We start from the raw sequence: 15742 nt of genomic DNA, 5'->3' as shown, positions 1-15742 counted from the left end.
TATGTAAATATAATTAAAAAATATGAGATCTATTAGCTTTCAAAATATCGGTTTAATGATTCCTGAAGATGGTTGCGGATGTCATCAACTAAACATTTCGGTTCTAAGACAGTTACTTCTTTTCCATATGATAAAATCTCCTGCATAAAGTCATAAGTAGGGTGAAGGAAAAACTCAAAATAAATCTCTTCCGGCGTTTCTTTGGTCTCTTTCTGTGACTGATGAAGCGGAAAACTTCTGATGTATTCTCCCTGATGACGGCTGCATTTTAATGTGATTTTTTCAGGCTTTTGCTCTGTAAGATTCATCACTCCAAAGGCATTTTTAAAGTGCTCTCTGAAATTATATTTATATTTTTCTCTGAACTGGTTCTTTGTCACATCCAGATAATTGATTCTGTCTAATCCAAATGATTTTAAAGCTTTGTCTTTGGTATCGATCGCGATGAGGTACCATCTGTCTTTAGACTCTTTTAAAGCTAAAGGGTGAACCTTTCTGGAGGTCATTAATTTGTTTTTATAATTGTAATGTTCAAAAGTTACTACCCTTTTGTTGCGGATGGCAAAGAACAGATCATAAAAATGCTCAACGCCGGTTGGCTTGCGGCTTTCAAAGAAGATAAAATCTGAAAAATCCGGATGAAGATTCAGGGCGTTGCTTACCTGGAAAGATTCCAGCAGTTTTTGGTTGTATTCATCTACTTCCATGATCGGGCGACTCTCTATATAATATCGGTTGTCTCCTTTTTTCTTGTTGTGAATAGAAAGGTTGAAAAGATCGGAGATCTCACGGATATCTCTCTGCAAGGTACGGATAGAGTAGCTTTTGATCCCCGCATCCTGGAATTCAAAAGAATTTAAAAGATAGTCCTCCAGCTGAGAATAGGTTGCCGGAGAACTTTCTAATCTTTTAATGATTAACGCATATCTTGTCAGATAAAAATCTTTCTTCATGGTAAAATTTTGTACCACAAATATATGAGCTTAATGCGACAAAACGTGTCGTGTTTTATTTTATTCTGAAGAATGAATATTAAAAATTAATATCATTGTATATTCTGGCATTTAAATCGTTTTTACAGTTCATCTTCCCATTCCTCAGCATAGCCATGCTTTGTGTAGGTACAGTGTACTTCTCCTGTCTCAGTATCTACAATAACAAATTGAGGAATAGGTTCATAATATCCCTCAAGATAATAAGTTACTACAAAAATATTCCTTATAGTATCTTCATGTTTTCCATAATTAATCCTTTTCTGCTCTTCATAACGAATCTGATCTTTTTCATCAATAGAAACATATTCTCTTTTTCGATCCTGTAAATATTGCTTAACGATTTCTAATGCTTTTTCTTTATCAATACCCATTATTGTCAATTATTTTTAGCTTTCCTCTTTTAATATTTTTCAAATATTCTATGGTCATCATAATCTGTGCTATTTCCAGAATTCCTGTAAAAAGTTTTGCTCAATTTTTAGAGATTCTTCTTCAGTTATATGAAGGGCCTTCTTATAGCTTAAAACATGTTTTACCAATTCAGGGTCAAGCTTTATATGGGGATATTTCTTTATATATTCAATGATGTATTGTGGCCATAGCCATATTCCATCTGTATAGATCATATTATACGCGATAAAACTTTCATCATTATAATTGTCCGTTCCGAATAAAGGATCTTTTGCATTTTCAACACATCCCATTAAAGGAACTGCCATAATTCCCCTTTGTAAATAGGCCAATACTTTATCTTTATTATTATCTATGGAAGCTGTGTTGGAAATTAGTTCGTGAATGCCCTCTGAGATAGGATAATCGTCGTGTTCTCTTATAAATCCAAAATACTTCATATTACTAAGATGATTAAAAATTATTTCCTATCAGATAAAAAATCTTTAGGGTAAATCTTATGCACAATTAATACTTGTTTTTTGTTGGAAGTTAAGAAAAATAATAAGCCACAGAAATACTGTGGCTTATAAAATATAAAAGATGGTGATTGGTTTGAAGCTTTATAAGATCACTTCAGAATCTTTGGCCCTGTTTTTAGTGGTCGCAGGCCAAATTTCCACTGTAATATATTTTCAGACATCGTTCTGGCTGCCCAACATTTTGTGAATGGTGAATTCAAAGGTGTTGGAAATGTTTAATGAGACTGTGTATGATAGGGATATCAAAGGTAATGGTGGACAGCATCAGAACTTGTCGTGTTTTAAATTTTTTATTTATAAGACATCTTCTTCAAGAATGTCTTCTTCAAAATCTTCCCTGAAGAAATTTTCAATGTCGTTGAGATAGTTTTCATAGTCTATCTCTGCATTTTCGATGTCACTCCATTCCACGGTGTAGAGGTCTTCATCGAAGAGTATATCTGTATTGTGATTAGGTGTTTCCATGTTTTGTGTTGTGATTGGGTGTTGGTTGTATTCTGAACATACTTTTGGCTGTTCAGCATAGGTGAATGATGAATTCAAAGACGTTTTTAAGTTTTTGTTGATAGTTGTCTTGTGTCTTTTGATATTCCAAAGGTAGTGGGGCAAAGCGACAAAACTTGACGTGTTTAAAAAATGATTTTTAATTTTCGAAATATAATTTTCAGAGCTTATATTGGGGGATTATAAGGTTAAAAGCTTATATTTTGTTTTTGATGAGTTTCTGAACGATCTGGTTCAGGGTTTCTCTGTTATCATCAATATAGCTTAATCCGGCCTGTATCAGATTTTCAATATTAGAGCGTCTTACATTATCCATTGCCGGAGAAGCATTTTTCAGTGATGGATTCAGACGGTAATAATTTTTCTGATTTCTCAGTCCTAATGTCTGAAACATTTGAGAAAGCTGATAATCCACAGTTTCTGCATTGGCAGACATTAAAATGTCAATGATTGGGTTTACCCAGCCTATTTTTCCTGCCTTTTCCAGTTTATTAAAAGAATACGGTCTCGCTTCAATTCCGGTTCCGATGGAGATAATGATCATATCATTTACTCCGGGATGATTGGCTTTCTGATGATTCTTTAAAACTTCCGCAAAAGGTATTTTTCGGGCTTCTGCATAAGCACATAAAGCTGGATTATTCGCAAACATACCACCGTCAATCAGGCTGAAGATCTGACCGTACATTGATTTGATCTGTACAGGGCTGAAATAGGTAGGGGCTGCAGAAGTGGCTCTACAGACGTCTTTTACATAAAAATTATCTGTGCTGAGATGAGCTTCACATGAATTGAAAAGCTTAGCTCTTCTGTTTTCTATATCATAACTTGTTATTAAACATGGTTTTATCAATTCCTTTAATTCTAAATTTCCAAAAAAGTCATTGAGGTTTTTCTCAAGGGCTTCCTGAGAAATCCTTTCATTCAATAATCCAAATGGATTAATTAGCTTTTCCCAAAAGGAAACCTGGAAGATATCACCGCCCTTTTCAGCATACAGTTCCAATCCTTTTTGGATGGAATACTTTGCTTTACGGACTTCATCAGGACATAGAATAATAGAAGCAATCAGCCCTCCTGTACTGCTGCCTGCCACCAGATCAAAATAATCTCCAAGTTTGGCACCCGGCTTATCATAATACTGAAGCTGTTCTTCTATGTAACGCAGAATAATACAGGTGATAATTCCCCTTATTCCGCCTCCGTCCAAAGAAAGAATGGTTGTCTTTTTCATGTTATATTGTTAATTGTTTTTTTAAAGGACACATTGCAATATAATCTGGTGGAATCAATAGCTTTTAGTCAGAAAAAATGTTTGAATTCCATAGTCAGATCATGTTGCTTTTAGCGGTTCTTTGTAAAACAAAGGTAGGACGGAGAAGCGACAGAACTTGACGTGTTTTAATTAATTTCAAATAAAAAGGATTAAAAAACAACATAATTTTGTTGATCTCTCGGCATCTTCAAAAGCTTTCTCCAACTGGTTTTTACAGATCCTTTCTTCGATGGAATTGTCTTTTTTTCGAAGTGAGGAAGGTCCTTAAATGTTTTCCAGTTTCCGCCCCAATCCCAGCCGTGTTTGGCGAAAATTTTTACACATTCGTACCAATCTGCTACTTTGTCATTATCCCAGTCTTTTACTGTATCCCAACTGGCTGTTTTTCCGTCAATAATAAGGCATATATCAACAGCAAGACCATAGTTGTGAATACTCTGTCCCGCCTTGGCATTTGTTACCTTTTTACCGGAAGTAATTCTCCCGATGGCATATAGCTTTTCCTGCTCTTCAAAAGACCTTAATCCTTGTGTGATTCTTACCTTAGCTCTGCCTGTGAGTGCTTCATCACATTCCTTAATAATCAGCTTTACTTCATCTCTTACCAATGGGTGAAGTTTCTGAATTCTTTCTAATGTTACCTTATCCATAGTTTATACTGTTAGGAAACAAATATATAGTCGCAAAGCGACGAAACTTGACGTATTTGGATTGAATTTTAAAATTTATTAAGCGGGATTGAAGCAGATAATTGATAAAAAAATAATTTTTAGCTTTTAAAAACCAATTAGAAGTGGTAAATATGAATTGATAAAAAACACAATACTAAATGCATACGATTTTACCTTTCTTCCTTGCGATGATCGCAGCCATTGTACTATTGAATATGTGGGCTACCAAATTAAAAATTGCCTATCCGATCGTGTTGGTGGTATTTGGGCTTCTTGTTAGCTTTATACCTGGGTTACCAGTAGTAAAGATAAATCCTGACCTTATCTTTTTTATTTTTTTACCTCCTTTACTGTTTGAGGCCGCATGGTCTATTTCCTTTAAAGAAATGAGGCGATGGTGGCGCATTATTGGAAGTTTTGCCTTTCTGGTGGTCTTTTTTACTGCACTGGCGGTTGCTGTAACCGCTAATTATTTTATTCCTGGATTTACGATTGCCTTAGGGTTTCTATTGGGAGGAATAGTTTCTCCTCCTGATGCAGTAAGTACAGGAGCTGTGATGAAGTTTGTTAAAGTACCCACAACCACCTCTGCGATTCTGGAAGGTGAAAGTTTGCTTAATGATGCTTCATCACTGATTATTTTCCGTTTCGCCCTAATTGCTGTGGGGACCGGGCAGTTTGTATGGCAGGAAGCTTCGTTGGATTTTTTATGGATGGTCCTGGGTGGGGCTGGAATAGGCCTGTTGCTTGCCTGGATCTTTGTAAAGGCACATAAACACCTTCCTACTGATGCTTCATCGGATATTGCACTTACCTTATTGAACCTTATCTGATGTACTGGATCGCAGAACAGTTTCATTGCTCCGGTGTATTGGCGGTAGTATGTGGCGGATTATATATGTCGAATCAGCGAATGACTTTTCTAAATAGCACCAGCCGTATCAGAGGTTATAGTGTCTGGGAAAGTTTTGTATTTATCCTGAATGGAATTGTATTTCTGATCATTGGGCTGGAGCTTCCTGAGATTGTGGGGGGATTACGTTCAGAAGGAATTCCTCTGGGAACTGCTATTCAGTATGGGTTTCTGGTGACGGGTATTCTCATTGCTGCAAGGATTATCAGTGCATATGCTGCGATGATTGCAACAATAATTTTTCGGCCAGCTGTTGCCCCCAGAATCCCTTCTGTCAGAAGGCGCCTAATGATGCCCCTTTTACTGGGGTGGACGGGGATGAGGGGAGTTGTATCATTAGCTGCTGCATTAGCAATTCCTATTACGCTTGAGAATGGAAGCCCTTTTCCCAATCGAAATCTTATTCTGTTCATCACTTTTGTAGTTATTTTACTTACTCTTTTAGTGCAGGGGCTTACATTGCCTTATTTTATTAAGTACGGACATGTATTTGATGATTTTGTAGATGAAGAAAAAGAAGAAGATGTAAGGAAAGAAGTCAAGCAGAAGCTTAAACAGCATACTTATCATTTTCTTAAAACCAAGCATGAAAGCGAACTTAATAGCCATGCAGGGATAGAACGGATTTTGAAACATTGGGAAGAGAAAAATCAAACCAACAATACAGATTGGATGGATGAAAAAGTAAAGGCTGTTCTCTTTGAAATGTTGGAAAGTCAAAGAAAATTTCTTTCAGAGCTCAATAAAGATATTTCGATGAATGAAGAAATTATCCGTCATCAGCTATATCAGATCGATTTGGAAGAAGAGCGTTTAAGGATGATTTGATAAAGATGAGGTAAAGTTTTCAGGGTTATGAAATAAAATGTTTTTGGAAAACAAAATTAGTACGTTAATACGACAAAACATGTCGCATTAAAAAATAATATTCATTCGTTTTTCAATGTGTTAAATGTGATGTTAATTCCTGATTAAAAAGTGATTTTATTCTTGAAAAATAATAATTTTGTATAGATAATTCACGATCATCATGTATGCGCTGGTAGATTGCAATAACTTTTTTGTTTCCTGTGAAAGGACTCTGGATCCTGACCTTGAAGGCAAGCCCGTTGTGGTTCTTTCCAACAACGATGGCTGTGTGGTGTCCCGAAGCAAGGAAGCGAAAGATCTGGGAATTCCTATGGCAGCACCTGCATTTAAATACAAAGATCTTTTTAAACAGTATGATGTAAAAAGTTTTTCTGCCAAATTTGAGCTGTATAATTACAAAAGTCAGCAGGTAATAAATATTGCCCGTTCTTATGTTCTGGATTATGAAATCTATAGTATAGATGAACTCTTTCTTGATCTTACAGGCTTTAAATATATTGATATCCACGAATATTGTTCTAAAATCAAAACTGAAATTCAGGAGAAAGAAAACATTCCTGTAAGCATAGGAATTGCGCCCAGTAAAACCTTATGTAAAGTAGCCAATAGAATTGTAAAGGATTTTCCGGAGCAGTTTAATGGGGTTTATATTATGGATACTCCTGAAAAAATAGAAAAAGCGCTGAAATGGCTGAATATAGGTGATGTTTGGGGGATAGGAAGAAAGTTGGCTGCCAAAATGAATGACAGTGGTGTTTATAAAGCCTGGGATCTTCTTCAGAAACCCGAAATGTGGGTTCGGAAGATGATGGGAATTCATGGAGTAAGAATGATTCATGAACTAAGAGGAATCCGTCAGCTGGAACTGGATGCTCCATCACCAAAGAAATCCATTGCGGTTACCCGAAGTTTTATGGAAATGCTTACCGATAAAGAAGCAGTCCGGGAGCGGGTAGAAACCTTTGGAATGTATTGCTCGGAAAGATTACGCCGGCAGAATACCTGCTGCAAAATGATAACGGTCTTTGTACAGACCAACCGGTTCAGGAAAGATCTTCCTGAATATAAAAATGCCATGACTCAAATTCTTCCCAACCCAACCAATTCATCCATATTGATAGGACGAGTTGTCAATGAACTTTTTGAAGCCATTTACAGGGATGGGTTTCATTACAAGAGGGCAGGAGTGATGGTGAATGATTTTGTTCCCGAAGATCAAAGACAGATCAGCCTTTTCGAAGAAGATATACAGAATCAGCATCTTCCTGTGATGAAGGCAATGGATGCCATGAACCGGAAATATGGAAAAGATAAAGTCCGGCTAGGAAGCATGAGTGGTGAGAATACTTTTGGCCGTGCCCAGTTATCTCCTGAATATGAGGCTTTCCTGAAAAAAAATACACTGCCAGAAGCGAATTTTAGATTTCATTAAGCATACTTTTTTAGATGTTTTATTTTTGTTATATGAAAAATAAAACTGTTGAGATCAATAATCTGCTATACAAAATATCCCGAGAAGATTTTTCAGGATATGAAATTGTTGATTATTGGGATGCTGATACTACAGCTATAGGATTACAAAAGGAAAATATACTAATATATGTTTCAACATTTAATTTTCCAAAAACCAACAATTACGATCTTATTATTGAAGATCTTAAAACTGGTAAAATATTGAAATCCGAAACGATAAAAACATATGCAGAATTTATTAATGGAGTTCAGGTATTTTTGAAATAATATTAAACATTACTTTCTCTCATACTTCCAGTTTCTCCCTTTTCCTTCTCCAATCCATTCTAAAGCCTGTTCCATTCTTTTATTCCGGGTTGCTTCTGTTTTCGCATCTACAATCCATGTGATGTATTCTTTTCTGAATGATGGTGAGGCTTTTTCAAAAACGTCCCATGCTTTTGGCTGAGCTTTTAATGCAGATTGAAAATAATCAGGAATTTCTATTTCTGTTTTGGAAGGCGCTGCTTTCTTCATGGTAACTCCCATATCCGTAAGTTCCATTGCTTCTTTGATGGCTTTTTTTAGCTGAGATTTTGAAGGAAGATCTTCAGTTCTTGTAATTTTACCGAGGCTGAACATAGCGTTTTTTTCAATATTCTGTGTAATTTCCTGCATGGTTTTCATTTCCTTCTCCAGCCAGAACCCGAAAGTACAGTGTTGTTTGAAGGAAGCCATAGCACAGAGATTTTTCCCTTTGTATATAAAATGTGGAAAACTCCACTTCATGGTTTCTTCTGCATCAGGGCAGCATTCATGAACGGTTTCACGAATATAATTCAGAATCGGCTTTGCAAAATCCTGAGACTGTTCAATATAGGAGTCTATTTTTGGACTGTATTTTTCCATGTTTTTATTGAAATAATTGTACGGTTTCATTAACAAGGAACTTCACCTGGTCAGGTCTTCCTCTATCATTTTTAGGATTATTAGAATAGCTTCCTGTTTTTACAATCACCATATTATGTTCCGGAACCATAATGATATATTGACCTTGAAGTCCCAGAAAATAATAATGTTTGATCGGGTTGTCATGATTAATCCAGAGTCCCATTCCGTAAATGTTTTCAGATTTTTCTGTAGGCATTCTCATTCGATTAATAAAATCTGTGTTAAGAATCTGCTTATCCCCAAATTTACCATCATTCAGAAACAGCTGTCCAAGCTTGGCAAAGTCCCTTGCATTAGAATGGATACAGCAATAGGTCTTTTCTATTCCGTGATCGTCTGTGCTCCATTTCGCATCCTGTTCCATTCCCAAAGGAATCCAGAATTTTTCAGAGAGATAACTTGCTAGCGGCTTCTTCAATGCTTTTTTCAGAGCAAAACCAAGAAGCTGTGTAGCTCCACTTTGATATTCGAATCTGACTCCTGGTTTTTCTTTAAATTTCCTTGAGAATACAGCTTTTACTAAGCTTTTTCCATAATAGGCTCTGGCATTGGGAAGAAACGGATTGTTGTAATTTTCATCCCAGTCGAGACCAGATTCCATTTGAGCCAGATTTTTAAGCGTTACTTCATTTCCGAAAGTTTTTTCTTTAAATTCAGCATAAAAATCTGAAAGTTTTTCATCAATATTGCTGATAATCCCTTCCTCGAGAGCCTTTCCCAAAAGCATAACAGTAACCGCTTTTGCCATAGAGAAAGAATTGGTCTGTGAAAGCTGATTGTATCCGTCCCAATATTGTTCATGAAGGATTTTACCATTCCTGATCACTACAAAAGCGGCTGTTTTAGAATGTTTTAAATCATCAACTAAAACTTTAGGTAGTTCTTTGGTATTGTATTCAGGGTCTTCTTCCCATCGTATAGGAGATTCTGTAGCAATAGGATTGCTGGGGAATAGATTTCCATCATCAATATAGGCACTTGATTTTCCTTTAAGATACGTTTTGGAAATCCCACTGAATAAATAATCATATCCCAAAAAGTAAGCTGCTGCAGCTCCGGCTACAGCTCCTCCTATCATGTACTTTAGTATTCTCATTTTTTAGTGAATCGGTCTTTAACAAATTTAGAATAATTTGGATGAAAAATTGAAAATGAATCATCAAATACATTATTTTTGTTTAATTGATGAAAAATATGACCAGAAAACTTATTGTATTGATGTGCTTCTTGCTGTCAGTAGTGGGAATTGCTCAGACTTATAAAACGATAGATACCGCAGACTATCTTCAGCGGAAAGATTTTCTAAGAAATTTTACAGCCGGTAATGAAGCTTTAATCAAAGGGCTGAAGTCTCAGTATTCCGGAAGGACAGGTTCGGAAATGTCTAAGATCTATAAAGAATTCGGGACCGATTTTGAAAATCAGGTAAAAAATAAAGACTTTGTTTTTAAATCTGAATTCGATGCTGTAATTAAATCCCTGGTACAGCGTCTCAGAAAAAATAATCCTAAAGTTCCCCAGGATCTTAAAATTCTGATTGCAAGAGATAATACTCCAAATGCTTACTGTCTTGCAGACGGCACTTTTGTCATCAATATGGGGCTGTATAACTGGATGGATAATGAAGCTCAGGTTGCCGGGGTAATTTCCCATGAATTAGGGCATAAAATAGAAGACCATACTTTAAAATCTGTCCTGAATATTGTGGAACAGAATAAATTGGATAAATCTACGGTACAGAGTATTAAAGAAACTACAGATCGCAGAAGCCAGGGACGCAATGAAAAAGCGTTTGACATTCTTAAAAACAGGATTTATAAAAAAAGCGTTGAAAAAAGAAATCTGGAGATTCAGGCAGATTCTCTGGGATATGTTATTTTTAAAAACAGTGATTTTAAGAAAAATGAATTTATAAACGGTCTTCAGAAACTTCAGACATTTGATACGGTTTCGCCAAGAGAGCTTAAGATTGAGACCTACAAAAAGCTTTATGATCTTCCAAAACAGGCTTTTAAAGATAAATGGATGAAAAAAGAAGACTTTTCACTTTACAATTATAATTTTTATAAAGAAAAACTGAACAAGGATTCTTTGGCATCACACCCTGAAATGGTTAAAAGGCTGGAAAAGCTTAAAAAAACTTTTCCGGAGCTGAATACCCCTGTAGAGGCAGAAAAGCCTTCAGAAGCTTATCTAGTGCTTAAAAAAACAGCAAGGATGGAGATTCTTCCGAATTTTTTCCACTCTGAAGATTATGGACTGGGGATTTATACAGCCATGCAGTTTTTACAGGATGGGGAAGAAGAAAAATATTATAAAGGATGGTTGGGAAAATGTTTTACCAAAATTTACGAAGCCCGGAAAAATTATAATCTGAACCGTTATCTGGATAGGGTAGAACCCAAAAATCAAAGCGAAAGTTATCAGCAGTTCCTGAATTTTATGTGGAACTTAAGTCTGGATGAGATTAAAAATATTTCAGAGTATTATCAGTCTGTTGAAACGGTTGCAAAAACAAAATAACGCTGGAATTTTATATCTCACTGATTTACAGGTGGATGGATTTTATCCTTGTCAAGGATAATGATTTTACATAAAACCTGGGTGATTTCTTTGCCTTGTTTTAAAAATTAGGAAACCTATCTCATTTTTTGAGATAGGTTTCTTTTATTGTAAGTAAGATTACTGTAGCAAAAGGATGCTTACTATTTCATGTAGATTAATAGTTCAGCTTTTCCAAACGGATCTTATTGTATTTATCTTTCTTATTATATTCACGAAGAAGGATATACCCTTCCTTGGCGACGTATGGAGTGACTTCATAGTTGTCCTTTTCAGAAATTGGAATAATCTCCTGCTTGAATTTTCCATCAATAACTGTATTGATGAAAAGATTCCATTTTTTTTGTCTGGTTACTTCATCTTTTTGGTAGTCACGGTAAAAGAAAACTACGTCTTTACCACCATTGAGATATTGTGAAAACAGATAGTCGCTATTCACAACCCATTTTGTTTTTTCTTTTTCCAGGACTTTAAGGTCTTTGATTTTAAAATCTTTATCTGTATACAGGTATACGAGATCTGTTGTTTTTGGAGCATTATACTGGCCTGCAGGTTTATATTTTTCAGAAAGGATACCTACACTTCCATCACTCATGAAATATAAATCTTTTGTCAGGAGGTAATATCCGCTTTCTACAAAGCCGTGTCCGTCAATTTTAGGTAAATAGGGAACAAAATCCGGTTTATAATCAAGGGTTTTTGTATTCACGCTGAAATCTGATTTATTGATCATCAATCTGGCGAAGCCTATGTCATAATCGTTGGATGCATAGTTTCTTCCTGTCAGTACGATTTTATCATCGAAAGTTTTATCATTATCAATACCGCTGTAGTTGGCGATAAAAGTATCAATATATTCGATGGTTTTATCGGTAATTCCTGTGATAGGATTATTGGCCACCTGTTTTCCTGTTTTCATATCAAGGACAAGAAGACTGAATGTTTTTTTATCATCATCTACCTTTTTCAGGATAGAATAGATATAGTTTTCATCTTTTTCCAGAGGAGTTAAAGTAGAATATACTTTCTTGGTGCCGTCTGTGTTGTATCGATACCGCCATACTTCTTTTTTATTTTCATCAAATTTCATCAGGCTGTTACTGTTAACATATTTCCCGTAATCTTTATATTCTACAGCAAAATAACCGCCCTCTTTCGTTTCTCCTACTGCGGAAACATAATTGTAACCCTTTTCTTTTTTCTCACTACGGTTGTCTTTCCTTTGTTCTTTCCAGCTTGTAGGCTCATTGATCTCTTTGAAGCTTCCATCTTCGAGATAGTCATAATATACTTTTCTGGCAATGGTATTGGTCTTTGGATTAATAACCATAGAAACTGGTGTGAAAACTTCTCTGCTTTTTACCAGAGAATAATCCATCATGGATGGTTTTAAGATGATTTGTCCCTTAAAGTCAACATATCCCATATAGGATGCTGCGGTAATGTCACCTTCAAACTCTTTATTGGCAACAGGGTTGAGGTTCTTATCTAGAATAACGTATTCGAATTTCTTGGTTTTGTCTCCGGATTTCCCATAAGAATAAATAGATACATAGCCGTAAAGATTATCCTTATCGTCAAATAGTGCATTCATTCCGACATGGTCTCCTGCTGCTAATGTTGTTAAATCCTGGGTTTGAGAAAAGGCAAATGTCTGGATCAGTCCAAACATCAATAAAGTGAGTTTTTTCATGGTCGAATTTTGGATTAAAATAATAAATTATAGAATACGTTGAAGAAAAATAAAAAGCCCTGAAACCAGAGCTTTTATTTGAAAAATTACTTATTGTATTGGTAACTATAAATATGAGTATTGGTTCCGGATGAGCCTCCTGTATACGTCATAGCACTTTGAGTAGGATAAGCTGCATTATTCAGAGTATGATTTGCAGTGGTTTTTCTTGTACTAACTATAGTTCCTGTAGAATTTTCACTTCTGCTTACTAAATTGTTATAAGCCAGTTCGCCATCATTTAGATAAAACAAATCAATTTTTACATAGCCCTTTACATTTTTCATGGGATGATTGGCATTATCATAGGTGTTCGTAACATTATGGGTGGTTCCATTATAAGTATGGCTTGTGGAAGCTACATTACCATTATTGGTCAGATAGGCATCTACTTCTGCAAATTGAAGATCAGAATATACTCCTGTTGCCGGATTATAAGTAGAGCCTTTATACTCATTAAATTTAACGTGAGTATTGGTGATGTATTGATAGTTTTTTGTGTAAACCAATGTTCCGTAATCTGTTCGGGTTATTTTTTCAGCAGTTAATTTTCCGTTAGAATACGTAAACTCTCTTACTTGTCTTATTATCCCTCCTTCAAGTTCTTCAGTTTTTACAATATCATCGCCATTATAATAATAGCGTGTAGTTTGATTATCAGTTGCACTAACAGATTCTGTGATCTTATCACCATTATATTTGAATTCAAGGGTATAGACTTGCCCGTCTTGTGTAGTTTCGGTAACTTTTTTTAAAAGATAAGGAGTGTTATTATTGTTGTTGTTATTATTATCTGGAGTATCGTCATTAGATGAGCTGCAGCTTACAATCATTGCTATTGCCAGCGATGAAATAATTAATTTTTTCATGATTATTATTTTAATGTTTAAAGTCCTGCTAAAATAATAATTTATTTAAATATGTTCAGTATTACTTTTGGAAATAAAAAAGCCCTGATTTTTCAGGGCTTTTATATTATATTTTAGAAAGTAGATTTCTGAAGTTGGTCTTCTCATCAATGATTCTTCTCAATTCTGAAACCGGAACTCTTTCCTGCTGCATTGTATCTCTGTCTCTTATGGTTACGGTATGATCTGTCAATGAATCATGGTCTACCGTAATACAGTAAGGAGTACCAATGGCATCCTGTCTTCTGTAACGTTTTCCGATCGCGTCTTTCTCTTCGTAGAATAAGTTGAAATCATATTTCAGATCGTTAAAAATCTTCTCCGCATACTCTGCTAAACCATCTTTCTTCATCAACGGAAGAATAGCAGCTTTAATTGGTGCTAAAGCAGGAGGTAAAGATAAAACAGTTCTTTCTGAACCGTCTTCCAATACTTCGTCTTTTAAACAGTGTGAGAAGATAGAAAGGAATAGTCTGTCTAAACCTACGGATGTTTCCACTACATAAGGAACATAGTTCTCATTTCTTTCAGGATCGAAGAACTGCAGTTTTCTTCCTGAGAATTTTTCGTGGGCCTTAAGGTCAAAATCTGTTCTGGAGTGAATTCCTTCCAATTCTTTGAAACCAAATGGGAAGTTGAATTCAATATCAGCCGCAGCATTCGCATAGTGCGCTAGTTTTTCATGATCATGGAATCTGTAATTATCATTCCCTAATCCTAAAGCTAAGTGCCAGTTCAGACGTTTTTGTTTCCACTGCTCGTAGAATTCAAGTTCTGTACCCGGAGCTACAAAAAACTGCATTTCCATCTGTTCGAATTCACGCATTCTGAAGATAAACTGTCTTGCAACAATCTCATTTCTGAACGCTTTACCAATCTGTGCAATACCGAATGGAAGCCTATGGCGTGAAGTTTTTTGTACATTTAAAAAGTTAACAAAGATACCCTGAGCCGTTTCCGGTCTCAAGTAAAGATCCATAGCACTGTCTGCAGAAGCTCCAAGCTTAGTTCCAAACATTAAGTTGAACTGTCTTACTTCTGTCCAGTTTTTAGAACCGGTGTCAGGATCAGCAATTTCAAGCTCTTCAATCAAAGCTTTTACATCAGCAAGGTCTTCATTTTCCAGAGATTTTGCCAATCTTGAAAGAATAGCCTCTCTTTTTGCTCTGTACTCCAAAATTTTTGGATTGGTAGCCTCAAACTGAGCCTTATCAAAAGCATCTCCGAATCTTTTCGCTGCTTTTTCAATTTCTTTTTTCTCTTTATCTTCAATTTTAGCACAATAATCTTCCACCAAAACGTCTGCTCTGAAACGTTTCTTAGAGTCCTTATTATCAATCAATGGATCGTTGAAAGCATCTACGTGGCCTGATGCCTTCCATGTCGTTGGGTGCATAAGGATCGCCGAATCAATACCTACAATATTTTCGTTAAGCTGTACCATAGCTTTCCACCAGTATTGTTTGATATTATTTTTAAGTTCAGCTCCGTTCTGTCCATAGTCATAAACAGCGGATAAACCGTCATAGATCTCACTTGAAGGGAAAATAAACCCATATTCTTTAGCGTGAGAAATTACTTTCTTGAAAACATCTTCTTGCTTTGCCATAATTTTTATGTCTGATGTGCAAAAATAATGTTTTTTATTGGGAAAATATTAATACCTGTAAGATCCTACATTGGATATGGTCATTAAAAAGCATCCTCCTGCACCAATGATAAATAAAATACCAGCAAAAATCAGCAATAATATCTTGGCTATTTTATATTTTTTAAAGGGTACAAAAATAATTGTAGCGATTGCTATAATGACAGAAATTACAGTCAATTTTACAAAAAAGCCGAAATAATCTGTCATCGTTTTTTTAATTAAGGTTATACCTGATACTAATATAAAAAAATTATTCGAAGTATAGTGATTATATATAATGAGCCGGGAACCTGCTTTCGCTACTCGCTTTTTCTCAGTTTCGGCG

The 15742-nt window shown here is 35.5% G+C and carries 15 protein-coding genes and 1 pseudogene; 4 read left to right on the top strand and 12 right to left on the bottom strand.

What is annotated here, in order from left to right; translation table 11 throughout:
- Positions 1 to 32: 32 nt before the first annotated feature.
- The 6 genes from WH267_RS05710 to WH267_RS05685 all read right to left on the bottom strand — a co-directional run bounded on the left by WH267_RS05710 (position 33) and on the right by WH267_RS05685 (position 4357).
- Positions 33 to 953: a helix-turn-helix transcriptional regulator gene (locus WH267_RS05710; RefSeq protein WP_115968273.1), complete on the bottom strand. Its 921-nt coding sequence runs from the start codon at positions 951 to 953 to the stop codon at positions 33 to 35.
- A 122-nt stretch (positions 954 to 1075) separates the two neighbouring features.
- Entirely contained in the window at positions 1076 to 1366 is a 291-nt protein-coding gene (locus WH267_RS05705) for a hypothetical protein (protein ID WP_340006433.1), read from the bottom strand.
- A gap of 69 nt (positions 1367 to 1435) precedes the next feature.
- A complete protein-coding gene (locus WH267_RS05700) occupies positions 1436 to 1846 on the bottom strand; it encodes a hypothetical protein (protein WP_340006431.1) in 411 nt (136 codons plus the stop codon).
- A 375-nt stretch (positions 1847 to 2221) separates the two neighbouring features.
- A complete protein-coding gene (locus tag WH267_RS05695; protein ID WP_340006429.1) occupies positions 2222 to 2470 on the bottom strand; it encodes a hypothetical protein in 249 nt (82 codons plus the stop codon).
- 157 nt (positions 2471 to 2627) lie between these two features.
- A complete protein-coding gene (locus WH267_RS05690) occupies positions 2628 to 3665 on the bottom strand; it encodes a patatin-like phospholipase family protein (protein WP_115968263.1) in 1038 nt (345 codons plus the stop codon).
- A gap of 191 nt (positions 3666 to 3856) precedes the next feature.
- On the bottom strand, positions 3857 to 4357 hold the full coding sequence (locus WH267_RS05685; protein ID WP_340006425.1) for a M15 family metallopeptidase: 501 nt from the start codon (positions 4355 to 4357) through the stop codon (positions 3857 to 3859).
- A gap of 179 nt (positions 4358 to 4536) precedes the next feature.
- On the opposite strand from WH267_RS05685, the pseudogene WH267_RS25090 reads away from it, so the two are divergent.
- The 3 genes and pseudogenes from WH267_RS25090 (at position 4537) to WH267_RS05665 (ending at position 7901) form a co-directional block, all read left to right on the top strand.
- A pseudogene (locus WH267_RS25090) lies at positions 4537 to 6119 on the top strand (Na+/H+ antiporter).
- 202 nt (positions 6120 to 6321) lie between these two features.
- A complete protein-coding gene (locus tag WH267_RS05670; protein ID WP_123320396.1) occupies positions 6322 to 7593 on the top strand; it encodes a Y-family DNA polymerase in 1272 nt (423 codons plus the stop codon).
- 32 nt (positions 7594 to 7625) lie between these two features.
- Positions 7626 to 7901: a hypothetical protein gene (locus WH267_RS05665; RefSeq protein WP_115968257.1), complete on the top strand. Its 276-nt coding sequence runs from the start codon at positions 7626 to 7628 to the stop codon at positions 7899 to 7901.
- Positions 7902 to 7910: 9 nt separating this feature from the next.
- On the opposite strand, the gene WH267_RS05660 is transcribed toward WH267_RS05665, so the two are convergent.
- Both WH267_RS05660 and WH267_RS05655 read right to left on the bottom strand, forming a co-directional pair.
- The gene (locus WH267_RS05660) at positions 7911 to 8522 is read right to left on the bottom strand and encodes a YdeI/OmpD-associated family protein (RefSeq protein WP_340006415.1); all 612 of its coding nucleotides are present in this window, start codon (positions 8520 to 8522) and stop codon (positions 7911 to 7913) included.
- Positions 8523 to 8526: 4 nt separating this feature from the next.
- Entirely contained in the window at positions 8527 to 9660 is a 1134-nt protein-coding gene (locus tag WH267_RS05655; RefSeq protein ID WP_115968256.1) for a serine hydrolase domain-containing protein, read from the bottom strand.
- Between the two features lie 98 nt (positions 9661 to 9758).
- Between WH267_RS05655 and WH267_RS05650 the strand changes: the two genes are divergently transcribed.
- On the top strand, positions 9759 to 11087 hold the full coding sequence (locus WH267_RS05650) for a M48 family metalloprotease (RefSeq protein ID WP_340006413.1): 1329 nt from the start codon (positions 9759 to 9761) through the stop codon (positions 11085 to 11087).
- Between the two features lie 196 nt (positions 11088 to 11283).
- On the opposite strand, the gene WH267_RS05645 is transcribed toward WH267_RS05650, so the two are convergent.
- The 4 genes from WH267_RS05645 to WH267_RS05630 all read right to left on the bottom strand — a co-directional run.
- Positions 11284 to 12819, bottom strand: coding sequence for a hypothetical protein (locus WH267_RS05645; RefSeq protein WP_340006411.1), 1536 nt, complete (start codon positions 12817 to 12819; stop codon positions 11284 to 11286).
- Positions 12820 to 12905: 86 nt separating this feature from the next.
- Positions 12906 to 13727: a hypothetical protein gene (locus tag WH267_RS05640; RefSeq protein WP_340006409.1), complete on the bottom strand. Its 822-nt coding sequence runs from the start codon at positions 13725 to 13727 to the stop codon at positions 12906 to 12908.
- Between the two features lie 106 nt (positions 13728 to 13833).
- Positions 13834 to 15375 (bottom strand): glycine--tRNA ligase, encoded by a 1542-nt coding sequence (locus WH267_RS05635; RefSeq protein ID WP_115968248.1) that lies wholly within the window; start codon positions 15373 to 15375, stop codon positions 13834 to 13836.
- A 48-nt stretch (positions 15376 to 15423) separates the two neighbouring features.
- On the bottom strand, positions 15424 to 15742 hold a 319-nt coding region (locus WH267_RS05630), incomplete at its 5' end, for a hypothetical protein (RefSeq protein WP_340006407.1).

This window comes from Chryseobacterium sp. MYb328, assembly GCF_037572595.1.
Lineage (GTDB): Bacteria > Bacteroidota > Bacteroidia > Flavobacteriales > Weeksellaceae > Chryseobacterium > Chryseobacterium pennae.
The sequence above is the reverse complement of the archived record's forward strand: the minus strand, read 5'-3'. Positions and strand labels throughout refer to the sequence as shown.

Bases quoted from the DNA above. Each gene is read 5' to 3' on its own strand.
- WH267_RS05710 (WP_115968273.1), bottom strand. From the start codon at position 953: ATGAAGAAAGATTTTTATCTGACAAGATATGCGTTAATCATTAAAAGA.
- WH267_RS05705 (WP_340006433.1), bottom strand. From the start codon at position 1,366: ATGGGTATTGATAAAGAAAAAGCATTAGAAATCGTTAAGCAATATTTA.
- WH267_RS05700 (WP_340006431.1), bottom strand. From the start codon at position 1,846: ATGAAGTATTTTGGATTTATAAGAGAACACGACGATTATCCTATCTCA.
- WH267_RS05690 (WP_115968263.1), bottom strand. From the start codon at position 3,665: ATGAAAAAGACAACCATTCTTTCTTTGGACGGAGGCGGAATAAGGGGA.
- WH267_RS05685 (WP_340006425.1), bottom strand. From the start codon at position 4,357: ATGGATAAGGTAACATTAGAAAGAATTCAGAAACTTCACCCATTGGTA.
- WH267_RS05670 (WP_123320396.1), top strand. From the start codon at position 6,322: ATGTATGCGCTGGTAGATTGCAATAACTTTTTTGTTTCCTGTGAAAGG.
- WH267_RS05665 (WP_115968257.1), top strand. From the start codon at position 7,626: ATGAAAAATAAAACTGTTGAGATCAATAATCTGCTATACAAAATATCC.
- WH267_RS05660 (WP_340006415.1), bottom strand. From the start codon at position 8,522: ATGGAAAAATACAGTCCAAAAATAGACTCCTATATTGAACAGTCTCAG.
- WH267_RS05655 (WP_115968256.1), bottom strand. From the start codon at position 9,660: ATGAGAATACTAAAGTACATGATAGGAGGAGCTGTAGCCGGAGCTGCA.
- WH267_RS05650 (WP_340006413.1), top strand. From the start codon at position 9,759: ATGACCAGAAAACTTATTGTATTGATGTGCTTCTTGCTGTCAGTAGTG.
- WH267_RS05645 (WP_340006411.1), bottom strand. From the start codon at position 12,819: ATGAAAAAACTCACTTTATTGATGTTTGGACTGATCCAGACATTTGCC.
- WH267_RS05640 (WP_340006409.1), bottom strand. From the start codon at position 13,727: ATGAAAAAATTAATTATTTCATCGCTGGCAATAGCAATGATTGTAAGC.
- WH267_RS05635 (WP_115968248.1), bottom strand. From the start codon at position 15,375: ATGGCAAAGCAAGAAGATGTTTTCAAGAAAGTAATTTCTCACGCTAAA.